Source organism: Marinomonas sargassi, from assembly GCF_025716875.1.
In the GTDB taxonomy this organism is placed as follows: domain Bacteria; phylum Pseudomonadota; class Gammaproteobacteria; order Pseudomonadales; family Marinomonadaceae; genus Marinomonas; species Marinomonas sargassi.
The window spans coordinates 752,272-773,192 of record NZ_JAOVZB010000001.1 but is presented as its reverse complement, the minus strand read 5'-3'; the positions used below and the strand labels follow the sequence as shown (position 1 = coordinate 773,192).

20 protein-coding genes are annotated in these 20,921 nt (G+C 41.4%); 13 read left to right on the top strand and 7 right to left on the bottom strand.

Annotated features, from left to right (window positions below; all coding sequences use genetic code 11):
• Positions 1 to 264: 264 nt before the first annotated feature.
• Positions 265 to 1,626 carry an MATE family efflux transporter gene (locus OFY17_RS03740; RefSeq protein ID WP_318013645.1) on the top strand — a complete coding sequence of 454 codons (1,362 nt, stop codon included), beginning with the start codon at positions 265 to 267 and terminating at the stop codon, positions 1,624 to 1,626.
• A 116-nt stretch (positions 1,627 to 1,742) separates the two neighbouring features.
• Here the strand turns inward: OFY17_RS03740 and OFY17_RS03735 are convergent, their stop codons facing one another.
• Positions 1,743 to 2,540 carry a sulfite exporter TauE/SafE family protein gene (locus tag OFY17_RS03735; protein WP_263529360.1) on the bottom strand — a complete coding sequence of 266 codons (798 nt, stop codon included), beginning with the start codon at positions 2,538 to 2,540 and terminating at the stop codon, positions 1,743 to 1,745.
• Between the two features lie 183 nt (positions 2,541 to 2,723).
• Between OFY17_RS03735 and OFY17_RS03730 the strand changes: the two genes are divergently transcribed.
• Positions 2,724 to 2,939, top strand: a complete 216-nt coding sequence (locus tag OFY17_RS03730; protein ID WP_263529359.1) for a DUF2798 domain-containing protein — start codon at positions 2,724 to 2,726, stop codon at positions 2,937 to 2,939.
• Between the two features lie 65 nt (positions 2,940 to 3,004).
• On the opposite strand, the gene OFY17_RS03725 is transcribed toward OFY17_RS03730, so the two are convergent.
• From OFY17_RS03725 to OFY17_RS03715, 3 genes are read right to left on the bottom strand one after another with little or no spacing between them, the layout of a single operon-like run.
• A complete protein-coding gene (locus OFY17_RS03725; protein WP_263529358.1) occupies positions 3,005 to 3,655 on the bottom strand; it encodes a pyridoxamine 5'-phosphate oxidase family protein in 651 nt (216 codons plus the stop codon).
• 28 nt (positions 3,656 to 3,683) lie between these two features.
• Complete coding sequence (locus tag OFY17_RS03720) at positions 3,684 to 4,145, bottom strand: GNAT family N-acetyltransferase (RefSeq protein ID WP_263529357.1); 462 nt, start codon at positions 4,143 to 4,145, stop codon at positions 3,684 to 3,686.
• Positions 4,146 to 4,178: 33 nt separating this feature from the next.
• Positions 4,179 to 4,619 carry a GNAT family N-acetyltransferase gene (locus OFY17_RS03715; protein WP_263529356.1) on the bottom strand — a complete coding sequence of 147 codons (441 nt, stop codon included), beginning with the start codon at positions 4,617 to 4,619 and terminating at the stop codon, positions 4,179 to 4,181.
• Positions 4,620 to 4,712: 93 nt separating this feature from the next.
• Here OFY17_RS03715 and pdxR point away from each other — a divergent pair, with 93 nt between their 5' ends.
• Positions 4,713 to 6,203 (top strand): MocR-like pyridoxine biosynthesis transcription factor PdxR, encoded by a 1,491-nt coding sequence (gene pdxR / locus OFY17_RS03710; RefSeq protein ID WP_263529355.1) that lies wholly within the window; start codon positions 4,713 to 4,715, stop codon positions 6,201 to 6,203.
• 20 nt (positions 6,204 to 6,223) lie between these two features.
• Here pdxR and OFY17_RS03705 read toward each other — a convergent pair whose 3' ends face one another.
• The gene (locus OFY17_RS03705) at positions 6,224 to 7,648 is read right to left on the bottom strand and encodes a coniferyl aldehyde dehydrogenase (RefSeq protein WP_263529354.1); all 1,425 of its coding nucleotides are present in this window, start codon (positions 7,646 to 7,648) and stop codon (positions 6,224 to 6,226) included.
• 861 nt (positions 7,649 to 8,509) lie between these two features.
• Between OFY17_RS03705 and OFY17_RS03700 the strand changes: the two genes are divergently transcribed.
• Positions 8,510 to 9,745 carry a tetratricopeptide repeat protein gene (locus OFY17_RS03700; RefSeq protein ID WP_263529353.1) on the top strand — a complete coding sequence of 412 codons (1,236 nt, stop codon included), beginning with the start codon at positions 8,510 to 8,512 and terminating at the stop codon, positions 9,743 to 9,745.
• A 33-nt stretch (positions 9,746 to 9,778) separates the two neighbouring features.
• Here OFY17_RS03700 and OFY17_RS03695 read toward each other — a convergent pair whose 3' ends face one another.
• Complete coding sequence (locus OFY17_RS03695) at positions 9,779 to 10,540, bottom strand: sulfite exporter TauE/SafE family protein (RefSeq protein ID WP_263529352.1); 762 nt, start codon at positions 10,538 to 10,540, stop codon at positions 9,779 to 9,781.
• Positions 10,541 to 10,722: 182 nt separating this feature from the next.
• Between OFY17_RS03695 and OFY17_RS03690 the strand changes: the two genes are divergently transcribed.
• The 9 genes from OFY17_RS03690 to OFY17_RS03650 all read left to right on the top strand — a co-directional run bounded on the left by OFY17_RS03690 (position 10,723) and on the right by OFY17_RS03650 (position 18,992).
• Positions 10,723 to 11,184, top strand: coding sequence for a carbohydrate binding domain-containing protein (locus OFY17_RS03690; protein ID WP_263529351.1), 462 nt, complete (start codon positions 10,723 to 10,725; stop codon positions 11,182 to 11,184).
• 202 nt (positions 11,185 to 11,386) lie between these two features.
• Positions 11,387 to 13,048 carry a tannase/feruloyl esterase family alpha/beta hydrolase gene (locus tag OFY17_RS03685; protein WP_263529350.1) on the top strand — a complete coding sequence of 554 codons (1,662 nt, stop codon included), beginning with the start codon at positions 11,387 to 11,389 and terminating at the stop codon, positions 13,046 to 13,048.
• 153 nt (positions 13,049 to 13,201) lie between these two features.
• Complete coding sequence (locus OFY17_RS03680) at positions 13,202 to 13,810, top strand: gamma-glutamylcyclotransferase family protein (protein ID WP_263529349.1); 609 nt, start codon at positions 13,202 to 13,204, stop codon at positions 13,808 to 13,810.
• Positions 13,800 to 14,861 carry a class I SAM-dependent methyltransferase gene (locus OFY17_RS03675; protein WP_263529348.1) on the top strand — a complete coding sequence of 354 codons (1,062 nt, stop codon included), beginning with the start codon at positions 13,800 to 13,802 and terminating at the stop codon, positions 14,859 to 14,861. Before OFY17_RS03680 ends, OFY17_RS03675 begins: the two co-directional genes overlap by 11 nt.
• 48 nt (positions 14,862 to 14,909) lie before the next feature.
• The gene (locus OFY17_RS03670; protein WP_263529347.1) at positions 14,910 to 15,224 is read left to right on the top strand and encodes an antibiotic biosynthesis monooxygenase; all 315 of its coding nucleotides are present in this window, start codon (positions 14,910 to 14,912) and stop codon (positions 15,222 to 15,224) included.
• A 54-nt stretch (positions 15,225 to 15,278) separates the two neighbouring features.
• Complete coding sequence (locus OFY17_RS03665; protein ID WP_263529346.1) at positions 15,279 to 15,737, top strand: YehS family protein; 459 nt, start codon at positions 15,279 to 15,281, stop codon at positions 15,735 to 15,737.
• 300 nt (positions 15,738 to 16,037) lie between these two features.
• Positions 16,038 to 16,964, top strand: a complete 927-nt coding sequence (locus OFY17_RS03660; RefSeq protein ID WP_263529345.1) for a tripartite tricarboxylate transporter substrate binding protein — start codon at positions 16,038 to 16,040, stop codon at positions 16,962 to 16,964.
• 93 nt (positions 16,965 to 17,057) lie between these two features.
• The gene (locus OFY17_RS03655; protein WP_263529344.1) at positions 17,058 to 17,507 is read left to right on the top strand and encodes a tripartite tricarboxylate transporter TctB family protein; all 450 of its coding nucleotides are present in this window, start codon (positions 17,058 to 17,060) and stop codon (positions 17,505 to 17,507) included.
• Positions 17,508 to 17,510: 3 nt separating this feature from the next.
• Positions 17,511 to 18,992, top strand: a complete 1,482-nt coding sequence (locus OFY17_RS03650) for a tripartite tricarboxylate transporter permease (protein WP_263529343.1) — start codon at positions 17,511 to 17,513, stop codon at positions 18,990 to 18,992.
• A 50-nt stretch (positions 18,993 to 19,042) separates the two neighbouring features.
• Here OFY17_RS03650 and OFY17_RS03645 read toward each other — a convergent pair whose 3' ends face one another.
• A complete protein-coding gene (locus OFY17_RS03645; RefSeq protein WP_263529342.1) occupies positions 19,043 to 20,719 on the bottom strand; it encodes a GGDEF domain-containing protein in 1,677 nt (558 codons plus the stop codon).
• Positions 20,720 to 20,921: the final 202 nt, after the last annotated feature.

Here is a 20,921-nt window from a genome sequence, read left to right as displayed (position 1 = left end):
TTGTGGAAAAAAACGTCACTTATCCAATGTTTTAGTGCCTGTAATTTTCTTCAAATTACATTTTTCGATATGTGGATAAAACCCACAAAAGTGCAAGAAATTTTCAATTAGATGCTACTTCTCCTGAGAAAGTGAAGAAAACCGACAGAAAACAAGCTGTACATGTGAATAAGCGATATAATTTCCCACATTCTATATTTTCGGTAATGTTTCCTAAGTGGTGTGTTATCCACAAAAACGAATTTTTATTCAGAGAGCCATTAATTGAAAAAACTCTTTCAAAATAGCATTTTCTCCGCATATCGACGCAATATTCGCTTAAATACTAAGATTTGGCAGATGGCTTGGCCTCCTATGGTGTCCAATATTACGACGCCTTTATTGGGTTTAGTGGATACCGCCGTAGTGGGCCACCTCGGTACCGCGATGCATCTTGCTGCTGTCGCCATTGGTGCCAGCATATTCAGTTTTATATTTTGGGCATTTGGTTTTTTGCGCATGGGATCGACGGGTCTCACGGCTCAAGCTTTAGGTCAGAAAGATGAAAGGCGAGTACGAGAGCTGTTTTTACAGTCCATCATCATGGGACTGAGTATTGGCTTTTTACTCATTCTCTTTCGAGAACCACTGATTAATGTGGCTATTTATTTAATGGAGCCCAGTGTTGAAGTAGAGCCGTGGGCACGAATGTACTGTGAAATTCGTATCTTTAGTGCACCAGCCGTATTAGCTGGCTATGCCATTGTTGGCTGGTTCTTTGGTATTCAGTACTCCAAAGGAGCGTTATGGATGCTCTTGGTGATAAACGTCGCCAATATGCTATTAGATTACTACGCTGTCTATGGTTTAGGCATGGCGAGTGATGGTGTGGCATGGGCCACGGTTATTTCTCATTATTTAGGAGTAGCTCTAGCAGGCTTATTAGCTTGGTATAAGCTTAAGGGCTTTTCAGGCAGTGTGCCTCTTTCTGTATTAATGAAGTGGCGAGAGTATGTGGAATTAGTACAAGTAAACCGCTATCTATTTGTGCGTACTATTTTACTTTTACTGGTGATGTTGTTTTTTACTGCTCAAGGCGCTCGCCAAGGAGACTCTATATTGGCAGCGAACGCCGTATTAATGACCTTCTTAATGATTATTTCCAATGCTTTAGATGGCTTTGCATTTTCTATAGAAGCCTTATGTGGTGAGGCATACGGCCGAAAAGATAAGAAACTATTTTCTAAAATCGTTAAGCTTTCAACCTACTGGGCTTTGTTCGCTTCAGGCTTACTGGTAATGATATTTTGGCTATTTGGCCCATTCATCATTAATTTGCTAACCAATGTAGAAAGTGTCCGCAATGAAGCTAATCTGTATCTAATATGGTTAATATTTTTTCCTCTGTTAGGTGTTTGGTCTTATATGTTGGATGGTATTTTCATTGGTACAACCAGCGTCAAACAAATGCAAAACACCATGGTAGTTTGTGTAATAGGCGTCTTTTTCCCTGTTTGGTTTATGTCCCAAGGGCTGGGGAATCACGGGCTCTGGCTAAGCCAAGCAGCGCTTTTTACCGCTAGAGGGCTAACCTTGTACTGGTGCTACCAGAAGAATATGAAAAACGGTGTTTGGTTTAAGGAGTAATAGATTTTTCTTTTGCTAAAGAGTGTCAAAGTAAAATCAACGCCGGATACAGCTTTTCGCTACAGCCTTGTAATAAGGCGTTGACCATACTTTGTAAGTGCTGAGTATCTCATTATTTATAACCAAAACGTCGAATACATTCCAAAACTACAAACCACTAATAAAGCGACGCCTATGTATTGGAAGAATACCGGTGTTTCCGCTTGCTTGATCTTTTCATGTAGACGTTGCCCAAAAACATGGCCTATGAGGGCGCAAGGCAGTAACCACAATTGGTGAATAAGTTGTAAGTCGATGCCTGCAATCAGGAAAGATGACATCTTGATCATCACTAGGATAAACCAGAGGACAAATAAAGTGTCTCTTAGTTGGTGACGAGCCACTTTGGTTGCAAACACAGAGACGATAAGTGGTGCGCCAATTAACGAGGTGCCACTAACATAACCACCTAGCATCAAGAAGGTGGTGTCTAACACTTTGTTATTGGACTGAAATGGCTTGTTTATGATGTAAGAAACAGCAAAGACAGCGACTATGACAAAAATCACTCCTGTCACTATATCGTTAGGTAAAGTTAACAAACCAAATACCCCAATAAGCTTAGGAATAATCATGATTTTTAACGCTTTTTTTAGATAGCGCCAATCAATATTTCCCTCGGCTCTGCTGCTATCAGATTGCCCTACAGCCGCTTCTTTTTTGGCTGATCTAGCGCCTTTTATAGCAATCCAGCTAGAAAATATGAGCAGATGGATGGAAATAATAGGTAAGAAGAGCAAAGGATCATTTTCAACTAATAAAAGAAAAGGTAATGAAAGGACAGCACCACCAAAACCTAGCCCACTTCGAACAAAGCCACTCCAAATAAAGATGATGCCGATTAAGCCATATTGCCACCAGAGTAGAGCTTCCATATAAATCCTTTAATAAAAGTGAAAGTGTTCAGTAAATGTCGAAGAAACCTTAGTGTTATTAGGCTTACAGAGGTAAAGTCCCACCCTTGATTGGGTATTTAATCATGTTTTTAACTTTTATGAAGCCGGAAACAATAATTTATCCTTGTTCTACTTTACCGAACTGAAACCTAGGAAAAAGCTATGAAATTACGAGTATATTTCGCCATATTGATGTCAGGTATTATGTCATTGATCGTTTCTGGTTGGGTAACTGTGATAAATGTGGGAATGGCTGAGCATTTTATTAGCTTCTGGCTAAAAGCATGGTTGTTAGCTTGGCCTGTAGCGGGTGCAGTTGCTTTTCTTTTTGGTCCATGGGTACAGAAATTGAGTAGTAAATTAGCTGAGAAGAGTTAACTGTCAATAAAGTAGAGCAGCCGTTAAGCTAAGTGCATAGTTTTACTTTTGCTTAACGGCTTTGCTCAAAAAGCACTTGGGGTGTTGGGAGTAATGTATGACTCACTTTGTAGTGGGTCTGTTTCAGCTTCTCCCCATGAGCGTTGCAACGGGATAACTCCTGCCCAAACTGGCCAGTTATAATCTTCTGGGTCGTCTTTTGGAGGCTCAGCACGCATTTTGATGGATGCTTCTTCTATTTTGATACGAGCTAATCCGGTTGCTTTCACTTCTGCATCATTGACTGGCCTTAATTCCTGCCAACGGCCAGGACTTACCTTGTCCATAAAGAGCTCAAAGTGGCGAATCTTTTCTGCTTTATCTTCGATAAGTTCTGGTACTCCGAACAAGGTGACTGATCGGTAATTAACAGAGTGATGGAATGCGGAGCGTGCCATAACCAAGCCGTCTAAAAGGCTGATATTAATGCATATTTTTTCTGGTTCACCGATTACCCCACGGATGTTTCTCGCCTGAGAGTGGGCATGCCAATATAGGTAATCACCTTCTCGCCAATGGCAAGTGGGTATTACAAAAGCTTGTCCATTTTGAGTTTGTGCAATATGGCACATCAGTGCTGAATCAATAATATCAAAGGCGGTTGCTTTGTCATAAAGAGCTCTTTTAGCTCCCCTTTTCACTTTACTTAACTGGGTTTTTTCTAATGATTCACTCATATTCTCATTCCTTTTCTAAAACGAAAGCTTAGATATCCAGTTCGTAATACACGCTTTGGCTTTTTGTGAAACCGACTTTTTCATAGAGTGCTTGTGCTGGCAGGTTACTGGCAGAGGTTTCTAACATAAGCCCACGAGCCGATGTGCGGACGGCCAACTCTCTGGCTGCTGTGATTAATTGCTCTGCAATGCCCTGCTTGCGGTAGTTTGCATCGACAAATAAATCATTGAGTAGCCAAAGCTTTTTCATTCCTGTGGAGGAGAACAGTGGGTAAAGTTGCACAAAGCCAGCAATATTCTTGCCTTCAGTGGTGTTTTCGTCGCTGCTTTCAGCAATAAAAATGGTTGATTCACCTTTTTCTATATGGCTTCTAATAAAGTCCGTTGCGCCGATAAGATTGCTTTCTTGTTGGTAAAAGCTTCTATATTGCTCAAATATGGCAACAACAGCGTTTAAGTCTTCTATGCTTGCTTCTCTAATAGTAATCATGTCTCTTCCCTTATTAGATACAAAATAATTAATTCATCCAGAGTAGGTATAAAAATCCCAGTTACTTTGATTCGTTTTCATTGAGTCATAAAGTCTCTTCGCTGCGCTGTTCTTAGGTGACGTAACCCACTGCAACCGTACCGCGTCATTTGCTTGAGCATATTGCCAACAATGCTCTATGAGTTTTCTGGCGATACCTTGACTGCGATAACCTTCTAGAGTGAATACATCGTTCATCACTGCGACTTTGGAAATGATGCTAGACGCATAAGAAAAGTAGACAGTGGCAAAAGCAACGACCTTGCCTTCTTGGCGATAAAGGAACTGACAGCCAAGAGAGCTTGTTTCACTGAATTGCTCAAAAAAGGCTCTGTTCTTTGAATCAGATATATTGTCTATTTTGTAAAAGCCCTGATATGCCTTAATCAAAGGCAATATGTCATCAAGGTTGTGATTGTTTACACTTTCAATCATTTTGGACTTTCTCCTGCTCTACTATTTACCCATAGTAAGAACATCTGGTATTTATATAAATATCCAGTTTCTATATAAATTAGCAGGCCAGATTTGAAGCACGCCATTGCAAGTTTGCGCTTTTCTCTTGAAGAGAATGGTGCCCCTTTTTACCAACAACTCATCTTGCAAATACAGGCAAGTATTGAGTCTGGGGAGTTATCCTCAGGAGATAAACTCCCTTCATCTCGCTCGTTGGCCACCTCATTAGGAGTGTCACGTAGCACCACATCGCGGGTATATGATCAGCTGATTGCTGAGGGCGTGCTGGTGAGCGAAGCAAAGAGAGGCGTATTTGTTTCTAGTTTGCCAATGGTAAACCGAAAAATTCAGAAGAATACGCAGAATATTCCACACCTAGAAAAGCCTAAAAAGCCTGCTTCCTTGATGTTTGATGCTGGGGTTGATGTTACCGAGTTCCCAACCAAAGAGTGGGCTTCAAGCATGAGACGGAGCTGGTTAACGCCAGACTTAGCTTTGTTGCAAGGTGGCTACCCAACTGGCTATCCCGCTCTAAAAGAAGCCATTGTGGAATATTTGTATCGAGTGCGTGGGCTTCAATGTCATGGGGAGCAGATTATAGTCACGGCTGGTAATCGTGACTCCTTAGTCTTACTTCAACATGCTTTATCTCGTATTGAGTCTTCACAGAATAGAGAACCCGCTTGGTGGTTAGAGTCGCCCACATACCCCCCTATCAGAGAAATATTCTCTCAACAATCACCCAATTATTTAGAGGTCGATGAAGAGGGTATGTGTATTCCTCAACAGGAAAATAAATCGAATGCGGCAGTAGTGACACCGAATCGACATTACCCTTTGGGAACCAGTTTAAGCCCACAAAGAAGGCAGCAGTGGCTGCAAAAACTACAGACTGAATCCCACAACTGGTGGCTAATAGAAGATGATTATGACAATGAGTTTATATATCAAGGGCGTAGTGAAGTGCCTCTTATGCAGGCGGCCAGTTTGTATGATAAAGCTCGTGATAAAGTGTTCTTTGTTGGGAGCTTTTCGAAAGTGTTATTTCGTGGTTTAAGGATGGGCTTTATCGTCGTGCCAACCCGTCATATTGAGGTATTAAAAAGCACTCAAAGAACACTTGGCTCATCGGCTTCTTTGCCTATTCAACCTGCGGTTGCTGATTTTATGTTGCAAGGTAGTTTCGATCGTCATATCAATAGAATGCGTAGGCGATATCGATTAAAAAGAGACGTGCTGCTAAGCCTTTTAGATGAGCATTTAGAACCGTGGTTTGTTTGGAAAAAAACTCGTGGTGGTATGCATATTTTAATTGAGTTTAAAGCTGAGTTACTGGCTGTTCTTGATGCAGCTTATTCTAATCAAATAGCTCCGGATACCTATGTTGCCGAGCAGCTTGCGTATCAAGATATACGACTCTCTACTTTATCATCCCACTATTCCGGCACGGCCGTAGCAAGATATGGCTTTGTATTGGGTTTTAGTGGCACTGACGAGGCGACTATGGAAAAAATCGTGACGGCTTTAAGAGCATGGCTGAAAGACTGTGAGATAAGTGAATAGATACTTACTTTTTACTCTATTTATAAGAAGGGCCAATACTTCTTTAACCATTTATGCACGGGGCGATCATAAGGTGGCCTTAACATTCGAATAGTATTGAATAAGTGACTTTTATTTAAAACAGATTTGCCATGTGAAAAAGTCCGAAAACCCTCTGCTGCGTGGTATTGCCCCATACCAGATGTACCAATACCACCAAAAGGCAAGTCCGGCTGAGCAACTTGAATGAGAGTATGGTTGATGACGAGACTGCCACTGATCATTTGCTCTTCACAATATTTTTGTTCTTCTTGGTTCTGACTAAATAGGTACATGGCCAGAGGCCTAGGTTTACCTTTCATATAGGTAAAAGCTTGTTCTATATCCGTATAGGTCAATATAGGTAGAAGAGGTCCGAAGATTTCATCTTGCATGACACTGAGCTCATCCATCGGTGAATCTACTATGTGTAACCCTAGTTTATTCTGTGTTTCGCCAATTGCATCCTGCTCCATCAAGTTCTCACAGGTTACTCCTGCCGCTTTTGCCTCGGTCAAATAGCCTTGTAAACGGTCCATCTGTTGCGCATTAATCATGCTAGTGTAATTAGTATCTTGAGTGCCATTTGGGTAGCAAATAGCTAATTCATGACGAATATGCTTTATCAGCTCTTGCTTCTGATCTTGATGGCAAAATACATAATCGGGCGCGACACAGGTTTGGCCTGCGTTGAGCATTTTTCCGAAGATGATTTTCTCTGCGGTGTCTTTTAGATTCGCAGAAGGAGCTACAATCAACGGCGATTTACCGCCTAGTTCTAGGGTGACAGGAGTTAAATTTGAAGTGGCATTTTTCATCACCAATTTGCCAACCGAGGTAGAGCCGGTAAATAGTAAGTGATCAAAAGGTAGAGAGCTGAATGCATTTGCGGCTTCAACTTCTCCTTCTATTAAAGTCACCCACTTCTCTCCCAATGCGGCATTCAAAATATTTTTAAGCACTTTATTGGTTTCGGGGCAGAGTTCAGACACCTTAATCATGGTGCGGTTTCCTGCTGCCAATGAGCCTACTAAAGGTCCGAGACTAAGTAATACTGGATAATTCCATGGTGAAATAACACCAATAACCCCTTTGGGTTGATAAACCACTTTAGCTGTCGCTGGAAAAGCGCTGATATGAATGTTTCTTTTCGTCGGCTTCATCCATTTTTTGAGATTCTTCTTAGCATGCTTTATCTCTCCTAAGAGAGGGATAAGTTCAAGAATACGTGACTCTTCATGAGCTCGATTGCCAAAGTCTTTTTGTAGGGCATTTAGCAGGGGAGTTTCATGACGTAATAGAGCTTCTTGAAGACAAGTCAGTGCTTGAAGGCGCACAGTTAGACTTGGATAAGGGGTTCCTTGAGCCAGCTTTTTTAGGTTTGAAAATATAGTAGGAAAATGCTCTATAGGTGAAAGTGTTGTCATGACGCTTGGAGCCAAATAGTTATGTGCAAGGCCGACAATAGTAGAGTATTTACCTTTGCTTACGAAGTGTTTTTTCGCATGTGTGGCTTTAAGTCTCGGCCATAGATACTTAGATATTATGGGGATACATTGAACTAATACCTATGCTCATTCTTGGCTCCAAGAGAAGTAAGTACTACCTTATTTTATTTTTTTTGGGAATTATCCCCAGATAATGTGTTTTCCTCTATCTTAAGAGCATTTAGTTACAGAATTTGGTTTATTGTAATTAGTTACTCTTTTCAACGATGTTTGTCTCTTTTCTAAACACAGAGCTTGTTTAATCTTACTTTGAGGTTATTTGGAGCTAGTCACATAATTTATGATTAAAAAATAAGCAAATTTAGATATTAAGTTGTTGTCTTTTATTGATTTTTTATGATTGATGGATATGTGTGGTTTTCAGTGTTTTTTCATTGCGGAGTGGATAGCTTTGACTGAGGGCACAAACAATAAGGCTTTATTCGTAATTAATAGCGGATTAAGATTTATTAATCACAGTGTACTCAGATTTGCAGCTGATATTTTAATTTATTTTTTAAGCTTTAATTTTCTTAACAAAGTTATCCACATAGTTAATACTTATTGAATGTTGTAGCGAAAGCGTACGTTATGTCATTTTTGTGTTTCCATATGGTCCATTTTATGTGTTTCTAGGGTAGTGAAGTTTTTGTAATATAGATAGCTTATATAAAGTGTACCTTTTTAGAGTTGCTAGCCATTGTGTATGGAGTCATTAAATTGTTTTCTTGGTTGTTTCTTTAAGGCTCTTTGAGATGATCGAAATGCGGCCAGTTTGTCCGAGCCTACTAGTGGGAAAATATGAGCCTAAAAAAGCTAAATCATAAGAATAAGCAGCGCTTTTCAGCCCTGTTAAAAGAAGCAACTCATCACTTAAAAGTCCACCAGTATCAAGCGGCTCTTCAGGCCTACAAAAAAATCTATAATCTGACCCATGACCCCCGTAGTCTGCAGTTGCAAGGCCTTTGTCTGTACAAGCTCAACCAGCTGGACGAAGCGATTAGTGTGTCTGAACTTGCTTTAGCTAAGTTTAAACAAATAGGTCAGTTAGACGTTCCGACTCTTGAAAACCTAACGGAAGTGTATGGTATCCATGGCGATGTAGAGAAAAGCCATTACTATGGAAAAAAGTGTTTACAAGCGAAAGACAGCTTAGCTATGAAGGGAGCGAAAAGCTTTCAGTTGCTTGAAGCTTCAAGCTCTTTAGGGAAAAAGCAGGTATTCAGTTTTTCGTTATTTGGTGCTAGTCCAAGATATTGTGAAAACGCCATATTAAATGTGAAAGCTGTACAGCAAATTTTCCCTGACTTTATCTGTCGTTTTTATATTGATGAGAGTGTCCCTAAGCAGGTTCAAAGTCGATTAGTTGCAGAGAAAGCGGAAGTCGTTTTAGTTGAGAGCGACTTTCGGCCTTTACCTGGAACCATGTGGCGATTCTTGGCTTTAGATGACGAAGAAGTGGCTGTGGTTATTTGTCGAGATGCGGACTCTGTGGTGAGTATGCGAGAGAAAGCAATAGTCGAAGAGTGGTTATCATCAGACTTTAAAGCGCATGTTATTCGAGATTTTCCTTCCCATTGTGAGCTCTTATTAGCGGGTCTATTTGGTATTAAAAGAGGCGCTATATCCCCTATCAAAGGGGCTATGCTAGGTTTTGTTGAGGCAGCTAAAAATGGGCGTTATACAGACCAACAATTTCTACGCCACTGTATTTGGCCTCAGATAAAACTTACGGCATTAACACACGATAGATGTTTTCAATTCGGTGAACATATGGGTACAGAAGCCTTGCCGTCGCCAGCTTCGTCAACGGACCATATTGGTTCCAATTTAGGCGCTAAATCCATTAGCCTGTCGTCAGATTTACCCGATGGATCTCACGTTGAATTTTACTTTGTCTTTGACTCCCATGATAAGCGAGGGCCTTATCAAGCGGTGGTGAAGAACAAATCTTGGTCATCCCCTATTCCAGATGCCTATATAGATTCATTGAACGAGAAAAGCATGACCATTGAGTGGAAGCGCATAGCTAGTTAGTACTCACCTAATACATAGTCTCCTAGCACATAGTCATGTGCTGCTTAGTGCCGCTATGCTTCCGCATACTGTCATAATAAAAAGAAACCATTTGAGGTGCTTTGGTTGGGCTTTTATCGCCAGTTTTACCGCAATATAAGAGCCCGATATGGTGCCACAGGCAAGGATTAATCCGGGAAGCCACAATACTTGATCGTTCCAAATAAAAACGCCTAATGCTAATGCGGTAAAGCCCATAGTACAGATCATCTTAAGAGCATTAGTACGAACTAGGTCGTAGCGCAAAGTGCCCGCTAGCGCGGCAATGAGAATAAAGCCAACCCCAGCTTGTACAAAGCCACCATATACACCTGCGAAAAATAGCGTCAGCCATGCACTTGGCTTTTCTTTGATCTTGAAAGGCTGTGTTCCCTCCGGTGGAACAATAAGGCTAGGACGAAAGATCATAATTAAGGTCATGCAAATCATTGCGCCTAAAAGCAATGGTTTGAGCCATACTTCGGGAGCATAGCTGGCAGCAAAAGCACCCACTAAGCCTCCGATTAACGACGGTATCATGACAGGTAAAATATCGTTTGTATCAAGCTTGCCTGCTTTCTTGAACCCCAATGAAGCGGAAATTCCCTGTAAAAACACTCCCACGCGATTGGTCGCATTAGCAACATCTGCGGGCATTCCCATCACCATTAATGCGGGTAAGGTAAGGTTCGATCCACCGCCTGCGAGAGTATTGATAATTCCAGCAATAAACCCTGTACCAATAAGTAAGGCGATATTGAGTAAGCTGTAATCCATAAAAGACCTTAGGAATCTTTAGGGGTGAGGTTTTAGAGGTATGAAGCTGTTGAATTTTTGATCATACAATAATATATTTGAGCGAGGTTAATTGTACCTTCCTTAGCCTTCAGCGCGCTTCATTTTAGTGAAGATTTAGGCGCTTTAATACCCATAAAATAAAGATAATACGGGAAAATAAGATGAAAAATATATTGAAAGTGATTGGCACGACAGCCTTATGCGGCCTTGCTACCTCAGCGCTTTATGCCGAGGGTGTGACCATTGAAAACCCAAGTTTTGAGGATCGCTGGGCGGGTTGGGAAGATACAGATCCTTCTGCTATATCAGGTGAGCCCTACGATGGAAGTCGTTCGGCAAAACTAGAAGGCGCTGGCGCCAAAATGGAACAAGTTGTTTTGGTAGAAGAAGACACCAACTACACATTAACCGCATGGATTAAAGGCAAGGGCCAAGTAGGTGTGGTGATTAACGGCACGACCAAACTTGCAGATTATGTTCCGGTTGATGCCGATGCGGAACCTTCTCCTTGGAAACAAGTGGCTGTGTCATTTAATTCTGGCTCTAGTGAAAGTGTGGTGATCTTTGGTGCTTATTCTGAAGCAACAGGCCGATTTGATCACTTCTCGATGGTTAGCAACTAACTGCCATTTTCCTGAAAGCAGCTTTTTGAGTGATCTATCAAAGAGCTGTTACTCATTTCTCCTATCAATGCACTGAGTTAAGCTTTCTATTTACGGCAATATTCGCTATTTTGTATCTATTTATTTGAGCCTCTACGACAAGGCAGTTTAAGCGTCATTTCTCCTTTAAATTTGGAGTGATGCTCGTAATAGGATGATGTAAATGAAAGCCCTTTCCTCTTCGCTCATAGTATTAACCTGTTTTATTCTCGCTCTTGGGGCGAACTTCGCTAGTGCTCAAGCATTCGATTGTCGGCTATTGCCCGCAGGTGTGCCAGAAGACGTTGAAATCACCACCGAAATGCGTGGTGCTGATAAGGACGTAAGAAGCCCTTATTGCTTTGTAAAAGGGACCATGGCGCAACGTACTAGTGAAGACAAATATTTTTACTCCATTCAATTTGAAATACGCTTACCTAACTTTTGGCAAGGGCGTTACGCCTATCAATTTAATGAAAGCCGGTATGGTGAAGTAAAGCCTGCATTAGGCGCTGTGACAGGTCTCCAGCCTTATCAATATGCGATCAATCAAGGTTTTGCTGTTGTCTCTAGTAATGGCGGCTATTATGCCCAAAAGTCAGGTAAACTATTTGGCAGCGAGTTGTTTTCTGCTGATCCAGAAGCTCGACTTGATCACGCCTATCGTTATGTTGAAAAAGTGAACCCTGTGGCGCGTTTAATTATCCAGCGCTACTACCAAACCCTGATTAAGCACTCTTACGGTATTGGCCAATCTGATGGCGGTCGAGTGGCTATGGTCATGGCATCTCGTTATCCGATTATGTTCGACGGTTTCTTAGTCGGTTCTCCTGGTTTTAATGCCCCTAAAGCGGCTTTACAACATGCTTGGGACGTTCAAGCTTTGAAACAAGTAAACAAGGATGTTCGTCAGTCTTTAAGCGAGCGGGACTTAGCGCTTGTGGCACGCAGCGTATTAAATCAGTGTGATGCGTTAGATGGTATGAGCGACGACTTAATTTTTGCTACAACGGCCTGCCAACAAGCTTTTAATCTTCAAGCCTTGGCCTGTTCCGGTGATTTTGACCGCTATTGTTTATCCCAAGATAAGATTTCCGCGCTGACTAAAATGCACCAAGGCCCTCGTAACTCCAAAGGGCAAGTTTTATATACGGATTGGCTTTACGACACAGGGATACGCTCGAAAAATTGGCGCCAGTGGAAAATAGAAAGTGAGATATCAGAATGGTATGAAAAGCCTTTTGGTTTGGTACTTGGCTCAACGGCTCTAGCGCACCTTTACACCTCACCTTCCCCTAAACTTGACCATGACCTAGTTTCCTTAGAAGAATATCTTTTAGATTTTGACTTTGATAAAGATACACCAAGAATTTACCGAAAAAGCTCACGCTTCCACTATTCTGCAATGGAAGCTATGTCACCACCAGATGCGGCAAAACCATCCCTCACAGAATTCCACAAAAACGGCGGAAAAATGATAGTTTTTCATGGCAATAGTGACCCTGTTTTTTCTGTTAAGGACACAATACGCTGGTATGACTACCTAGATTTTAATCTTGCTGGTGGAGCCAAGGACTTTGTTCGCTTATATCCAGTGCCGGGAATGCCTCACGGTCAGGGAGGCACATCGGCTGACCAGTTTGACATGCTAAGCCCTTTAATTTCTTGGGTAGAAAGAAAGCAGGCGCCTTATGCAGTAGTGGCGGCTGCCAGAGCCGACAACCCTGAACTGACTGAGCGAATGGTTGGATTGACTCGCCCTCTGTGTCCTTACCCTTCTTATGCTCGTTATCAAGCAGGCCATTATTTGCAAGCTAAGTCGTTTGCTTGTGTTATTGACCAATAGAGGCTGTTTATATCTTTTACAGGGATACTTTTAGGGTCTTTGCTAGTACTGGCATGATCGAAAGGCTATTATGCCGCGCAATTGGACTTGATTTCTCTTCTCCTTCATTTAGGCATCACTATTTTCGGACCGCACTATTTTTTGGACTACGCAATGAGCACACAGAGTAGACACTTTATTTTGGGTTATGGCAGCCTTATTAGTTCTGAAAGTCGAGCTAAAACCGGCGAGACAGGTCAGGTTTGGCCTGTGAAGTTACATGGATTTGAGCGTCATTGGGCGTTAATCAGCGAGTGCTATGGTATGAGCTCTGTTGCCGTTGTTAAGGCTCCCGAAAAGAGCTGTAATGGTGTCTTGATTGAGGTGCCTTACGAACAACTTCCCCTTTTTGATGAAAGAGAAAAAGGCTACCACAGAGGCGAGGTTCGCTCTGATCAGTTAGCAAAATATCAAGATACTCCACTTCCAGAAGGGACATACTGGGTGTATTACACAGATAAAGTCGTGTCACCTAATGCCAACAATCCGATTGTACTAAGCTATCTGGATGTCATTTTATCTGGCTGCCTAGAGCATGGGGAAACCTTTGCCCAAGACTTCCTTGATTTGACTCAAGGTTGGCACCAAACAACGCTAAATGATAGGCAATCACCCCGTTATCCAAGAGTTCAACCCGACTTAGATATTGCACCATTAAATGCACTATTAACAAACACTGTAACCCTTACTAATAAAGAGCTAGACATCCATTATGAGCCTTAATTCTACCAGTCAATTATTAATCCGTAATGCCGATGAGCTAACGGGGAAAGTCCTGTTCGCTAACCCAGAAGACGTTTACCCGAAAGAGGTTAGCTCACAGGCGGATGTTTATGCTTGGTGTCAATCTAAGACCTGTGCGGATGCATTAACTGCAGCAGGGTTTAACGAAGAGAAACTTCGACTAACTGCTCAATGGACGATTGAAGATGGTGCAGAGTTCGATGTCGTTGTTATTTACCAGCCCAAAGCCAAAGAATTACTCGACTATTTATTGGCTGCGACATTACCTCTATTAAAAGAGAATGGTCAGGTCTGGTTAGTTGGTGATAACAAGAGTGGTGTTAAGTCTTCGATGAAGCGCCTAACCACTCACCTTGATGATGTCGGCAAAGTGGATAGCGCGAAACATTGCTTACTCTACACTGGCTATAAAAGAGGCTCAGCTAAACCTTTTGTTTTTGAAGACTGGGTCACCACATGGCAGCAAGAAGTGGCTGGACAAACCATTACCCTATGTAGCCTGCCCGGCGTATTTGGTCACGGTAAGCTGGACAAAGGTACGAACCTATTACTCAATCAGCTGAATGAGCACAGGTTCATGAGTGATGTTAGCCATGCTCGAATACTCGATTTTGGTTGTGGCGACGGCATTATTGCGCTGTGGTTGTACAACAAAACAGGTGCTCGCATTACGGCCTTAGACGACAGTGCTTTGGCGTTAAAAGCAACGGAGCTGACTTTTGCGGCTAATCAGGCAAGTGATGCTCTGACTTTGGTTGCGTCTAATGGTTTGACGAATGTGAAAGGCCGCTTTAACTATGTGGTGACTAACCCGCCCTTCCATACCGGCATTAGCACAGACTACAGTGTTCCAGAAAGCTTCTTTATGTCGGTAAAACAGCACCTTACCTTAAATGGAGAGCTGTTTGTTGTAGCCAATGACTTCTTACGTTACCCGCCTATTATTGATGCTTCCTTAGGTGGTCATACTCGCCTATTGAGGGAGCAAGGTTTTGCCATCTATCACGGCAGACAAATCAAAAAGCGCTAGGCTATAAAGGGTAAACCTCCCAGTAATGGATCGCATAAGGATAAATAAATGATCGCACGAGAATGGAAAGCCCGTTGTCCAAAACAACATGTGCAAGGCTTTATTGATTATTTGTACCAAACAGGCGTTAAAGACACCTCGGGCACAGCAGGCTTTAAAGGAGCACAAATCTTTCAAAGGGAATTACCAGACGGCATGTCGGAAGTGACTTTAGTGACCTATTGGATTAATTATGATGTGATCGTGGCGTTTTCTGGTGAAAATATCAGTGTGGCTAAACTTTACCCTGAAGATGATTTTTATTTATTAGAGCCAGATACCTTCGTACGACACTATGAAGTGATTGAAAACCAGTGGTTGTAATAATAGGTGCTACCGCATTACCTAAAATGTCCTTTTTAACTATGGAAAACTATTTTGAATAATAATGATGTTCTACGCCGTTTACGTTACACCTTTGACCTGAAAGAGTTGGCTATTGTCGACATCTTTGCTGCTGCTGACAGTGTTGTGAGTCAGCAACAGGTTAGTGAGTGGCTAAAAAAAGAAGACAGTACAGGTTATGTAGAAATGCAAGACATTGAGTTGGCGAGTTTTCTTAATGGTTTTATCAATGTTAAGCGTGGAAAGCGCGAAGGTGCTCAACCAGAACCTGAAAAGCGTCTGACAAATAACGCTATTTTCATGAAGCTGAGAATCGCCTTAAACCTGCAATCTGAAAATATATTGGTGTTGATGAAGCTAGCAGAGTTTAATTTGAGTAAGCATGAATTGAGCTCTTTCTTCCGTAAACCCGGTAGCCGCCAATATTGCGAATGTAAGGATCAAATCTTACGTAACTTTCTAATGGGTTTGCAGAAGCAGTATAAAGGCTAATCCCCCCATCCCTTCCTCCTCTTTATAATGGTATTAGACTTATAGCTAATACCTTTCTTCGAAAAATATACTATATTATCTCCACTTAATGCTGTTTTTTATATGATAAAAACAGCATTAAAGAGAAGATTTCATTTTATCATTCGTTTTCTTTGTAGGTGTCGTGCAGCGCTTTATGCGTCATGTTGCCAATCGGGAAAGGGGGGAGTCATTAAGTGCTTTAACGCCCAACATAGTGGTAAAGAGCGCTTAGTACTCACGAATGAAAACGTCATAAAAAACAAAAATAAAGGTAACCGTATGAAAAGTATCCTTAAAAGTACGCTAATTGCTGCTGCATTCACTTTCGTTGCTGGTGTTTCTGCCGCTGATTACCCTGCAAAAACTATCCGTCTGGTTGTGCCATTTAGCCCAGGTGGTGGTACAGACTCTGTTGGTCGTGCGATTGCCGATGCAGCTAAAGATGAGCTAGGCCGTAACATGATTGTTATGAACCGTACTGGCGGATCAGGTGCAGTTGGTATGAGCTTTGGTGCTCAACAAAAGCCAGATGGCTACACTCTTACTGTTGTCACACGTGAAATCGCGTCTTTGCCTCAGATGGGCTTGATGCAACACGATGCTGAAGACTTTAAATTAATTCGTATGGTCAATCTTGACCCAGCGGTTGTGTTAGTAAGCAAAGACAGCCCATTCAATAATATTAACGATTTAATTGCTGAAGCGAAAAAACGTGACGGCGGTCTTAAGTTTGCGTCTACAGCTAAGCCAAACTTCTACTTGATGGCGCTAGAGAAAGATCAGGGAATCAAGCTTAATGCGATTCCTTACAATGGTGCGTCAGAAGCTATCCCTTCTGTATTGGGCGGCCATACTCAAGTCACTATGGTGACTCCGGGTGAAGCACTTTCTCAAATTAGAGCGGGTCAGTTAAAAGCCTTGGGTATTATGTCTGAAGAGCGTATCGCTTTCCTTCCTGATACACCGACTCTAAAAGAGCAAGGTGTTGATGTATCGACAGGTACTTGGCGCGGAATTGGTGCTCCAAAAGACACTCCAGACGCTATCATCAGTACATTAGGTAAAGCTTTCGATCGCATCATGTCTTCTGAAGACTTTAAAAACTTCATGCAGAAAGGTGCTATGACAATTCATAACTTAGATGAAAAAGAGTTCACTGAATTTGTTGCAACAGATACGAAAAACCTAGGTGTTTTGATTAAGTAATGTAATGACCATCAGGAACCGTCGCTTAAGGAAGAGCTGAGCTACTCTCATGCTCTTTTAAAAGCGGCGGTTTTTGTGATTTAGGCGATAAATATGAAGGTAAAAAACCTCTTTGTTCCCATAGTAATGATCATACTGAGTGTTATTGTGCTGTTTCTAACCAGCCAATTTCCAACACCCTTGTATCAGGACTCGAGTATTAGCTCGTCATTCTTTCCAAATGCCGTTGCGGTTTTGCAAATTATTATTTGTTTGGCGCTGATTGTTGGTGAGTGTTTGAAAGGGAAAGTGCAATCAAATCAAGGGGCTGGATTTAACAAGTACTCTCTGTTCGGTGCTGTATTCATTGTTTCTTATGCAGTAGCCATTTATCTATTTGGTTATCTGATCTCAACTTTACTGGCTTTTCTTGTCTATTTGTTCTTTTTTCGAAGCAAGAATGTTTGGTATTACGTCACGGCGTTAGTGTTCACCTCGGTTGTCTATTACGTCTTTACCAATGTGTTTTATGTGGTTCTCCCTGAAGGAACCATAACAGGTTAAATTATGATTGAACATTTATTAAATGGGCTGCTTACCGCGCTGAGTTTTGATGTCTTTCCCGTGCTGTTATTTGGTGTCGTTGGCGGCATTATTCTAGGTGCTATGCCGGGTTTAACTGCCACTATGGGAGTAGCGATACTACTCCCCTTTACCTTTGGCATGGACTCAACTCCCGCTCTGGTTATGTTAATTGGTGTCTATATTGGGGGCATTTACGGTGGCTCAATTGCGGCTATTTTATTGAATACCCCCGGCACTCCTGCATCGGCAGCCAGTGTTTTAGATGGCTATACCCTAACGAAAAATGGCCAAGCAGCACGAGCGCTAAGTATTTCTGCGGTGTCGTCTTTTGCTGGTGGTATGATCAGTACCGTTCTACTGATTGCATTTGCACCTATCTTGGCAAGCTTTGCATTACGCTTTAATGCACCTGAGTATTTTGCTCTGGCTTTATTTGGTCTCACCATTATTTCCAGTATCTCAGGGAATAACATTCTAAAGGGTTTGATGGCGGGCATGATTGGCTTGCTTGTCTCCACCATAGGCTTAGATCCTATTAATAGTGTTCCTCGTTTTACCTTTGATATTTTGGATTTACACAGTGGTATTAGCATCATTCCTGTTTTGATTGGCTTGTTTGCTTTGTCAGAAGCGCTTTCACAATTAGAAGATATTGTTAGCGATAAAAAGCACACATTACGCCGTTTTAGCCTAAAAATATTGAGCAGAAAAGATCTCAAAGAGATTACCCCAACCGCTGTGAAAAGCGGTGTTTTGGGTACGGTGATTGGTAGTATTCCAGGTGCAGGTGCCGACATTTCCTCCTTTGTTTGTTACAACGAAGCGAAGAGAGCGTCAAAAACACCTGAAGAGTTTGGCAAGGGTTCTATTAAAGGGCTAAGTGCAGCTGAAGCGGGTAACAATGGTGTAACTGGTGGTGCCCTAGTGCCTTTATTGACGCTAGGTGTTCCCGGAGATGCGGTAACGGCGGTATTGCTAGGTGCTTTAGTGATTCAAGGGCTAAGCCCGGGCCCTCTTCTATTCACCTATAGTCCTGATTTGGTTTACGGTATCTTCAGTTCCATGTTGGTTGCCAATATCGTGATGCTGTTGGTGGGGCTAATTGGGATTCGCTTCTTCTGTAAAATCATCGAAATCCCAAGAATATTAATGATCCCTATTATTATGTTCTTATCGATTATTGGTGCTTATGCGATCAATAACTCAATGTTCGACATTGGTGTTGCGGTTTTCTTTGGGCTATTAGGCTTTACGCTTATTAAGTTTAAAATCCCATTGTCCCCTATCTTGATCGGTATGATCTTAGGACCAATGGCTGAAACGAATTTACGTAAATCCTTGATGTTGTACGAGAGCTCATGGTCTTTCTTGTACGATAGACCAATTGTTTTGTTCTTCTTAGTTTTGACCGCATTTTCGGTGTATACCGCAATTCGCCTTGGTCGTAAGAACTCCTTAAACTAGAGAAATGTAAAAGAGTCTGTGAAATTTAATATCTTAAGCACAGACTCTTTTTATCTATGATGGTGTTTAGCCTCATACATCTTATTGTCTGCTCGGTGGATGATACTTTCAAAAGAATCATTTTCTAAGACATCACTGTAACCAACACTAAACTGAATTTTTAGTGTTTGTTCTCCCGCATTTAGCATTAAAGAATAATTGTCTTGTTTGAGCTTTTCTAATATAGAGCCTTGATCTTGATGGTTTGTTTCATTAGTAATAATGAGAAACTCATCCCCTCCCCACCTTGCAACCTCTCCTTTGTCAGCAACGACTTTTTGTAAATAGTTAGCGAAGCTTTTTAATACTGAGTCTCCAATAGCGTGTCCATATGTATCATTTATTTTTTTAAAATAATCCATGTCTATATAAATTAAGCTGAATTCCTGCTGGTTCTCTTGCCAGTTGTCTAGGTATTTTACAACCTGCTCTTGAAAGCCGCGCCGATTATACAGTTGGGTTAAAGAGTCTAATTGGGCTATCTTTTTCAGTTCTGCGGTTCGAGCATTTACCTCTTCTTCTAAGGTACTTTGGTACTCTAATAATGACTGGGAAGTACGGTTATAATGTTGCAATACCGTTGTAATTTCTGAGCTAGCAAAGCGATGAGGTGTTGCTATATGTTGAGTGTGATCTTCTAGCGATAATATAGAAAGCTTTAACTCATTTAATGGTTTGATCATAATAAATTGGATCAAAAAATAGACGGTAACAAGTGCGAAAATTAAACTGACTAATAGTACGATTAAGAAGCCTGAAAATTTAGACCAAGGTAAAAAACGATCTATTTCAACAAAGTTTACTTGAAACCAATTCACTTCGGGAATGTAAAGGACACTGGCTAATTGCCGAACCCCATCTTTCTTTACCATTGCTGTTGTAACAAGGTGCGGGGAGTTTTTTGCAATGTCGAAGCTCTGTTGCAGTTCCTTCTTTGATATTTCATCATCTAACAATTGGAAAATAAGCTTTTTTTCAGCCTGTTGCTTGGTGATATCAGCATAATTAATCAGCTCTTCTTGTTGGTATAACTGAATAGCACCTTCCAATGTAGTGAAAGTAATTGCCGAATTGATATCTTGTTTGGCAACGATACCTTGTAGAAATGGCGTAAGGTCTAAGCCGCTTCCTACAATGGCTATGGGCTTTCCTTGCTCATCACGTATGAGGGTATCAGACCATAGTTTAATAACGCCTAAATTCTCATCTGGATTGATATTTATATAAAAGTCTAAGGAGCTATTGATAAGGCTATAAAACCAAGCGTCAGGTTCGTTGTTAGCATTGAGCGTGTAAGCAAGGGGGCCTTTTAAGGCGTCTTGTCTATTATCATCACGGTAATAATATTGGTTGTTTTTTACCAAGGCGATGAAAAAGGAATTATCTGAAAAACGATGGCGAAAATTTTCGGCTTTTTGTAATGCGAGCTCTTTTAAATGACTATCGTTAGGTGCCTTTGCCCACGCTATAATTTCCTCTATGCTTGCAAACTCTTTAGCTGTCTCTAATTCTTGGGTTAAAGGCAGTAAAGTACGTACCTCATCGTAATGTAGCTGTTTTTCAGCATAAAGCTTTACCCAATTCGTTACTATTTCTTCTGTGGCGACCCTAATGGACAACCATGAGAAAAGTCCTGTCAAAATAAGGATAATGGCAACAGCGATCAGAAAGCGGAGTTTAATTGTCATGAATGAAGCTTTGTATAGTTTGTTGGGTTAGCCTTAATAAAAACGAAGATAGGCTTTCGAGAATAAAAGAGCTGATACAGTTTATTACCTACCCATACTGTACTTGTACTCTAGGCCTAAAGTAAGACAATTTATTAAATATTCATAACAAAACTTTTAGGTTGGGAATAAATTCTTAACTTAAATACTAATGAGAGACAAA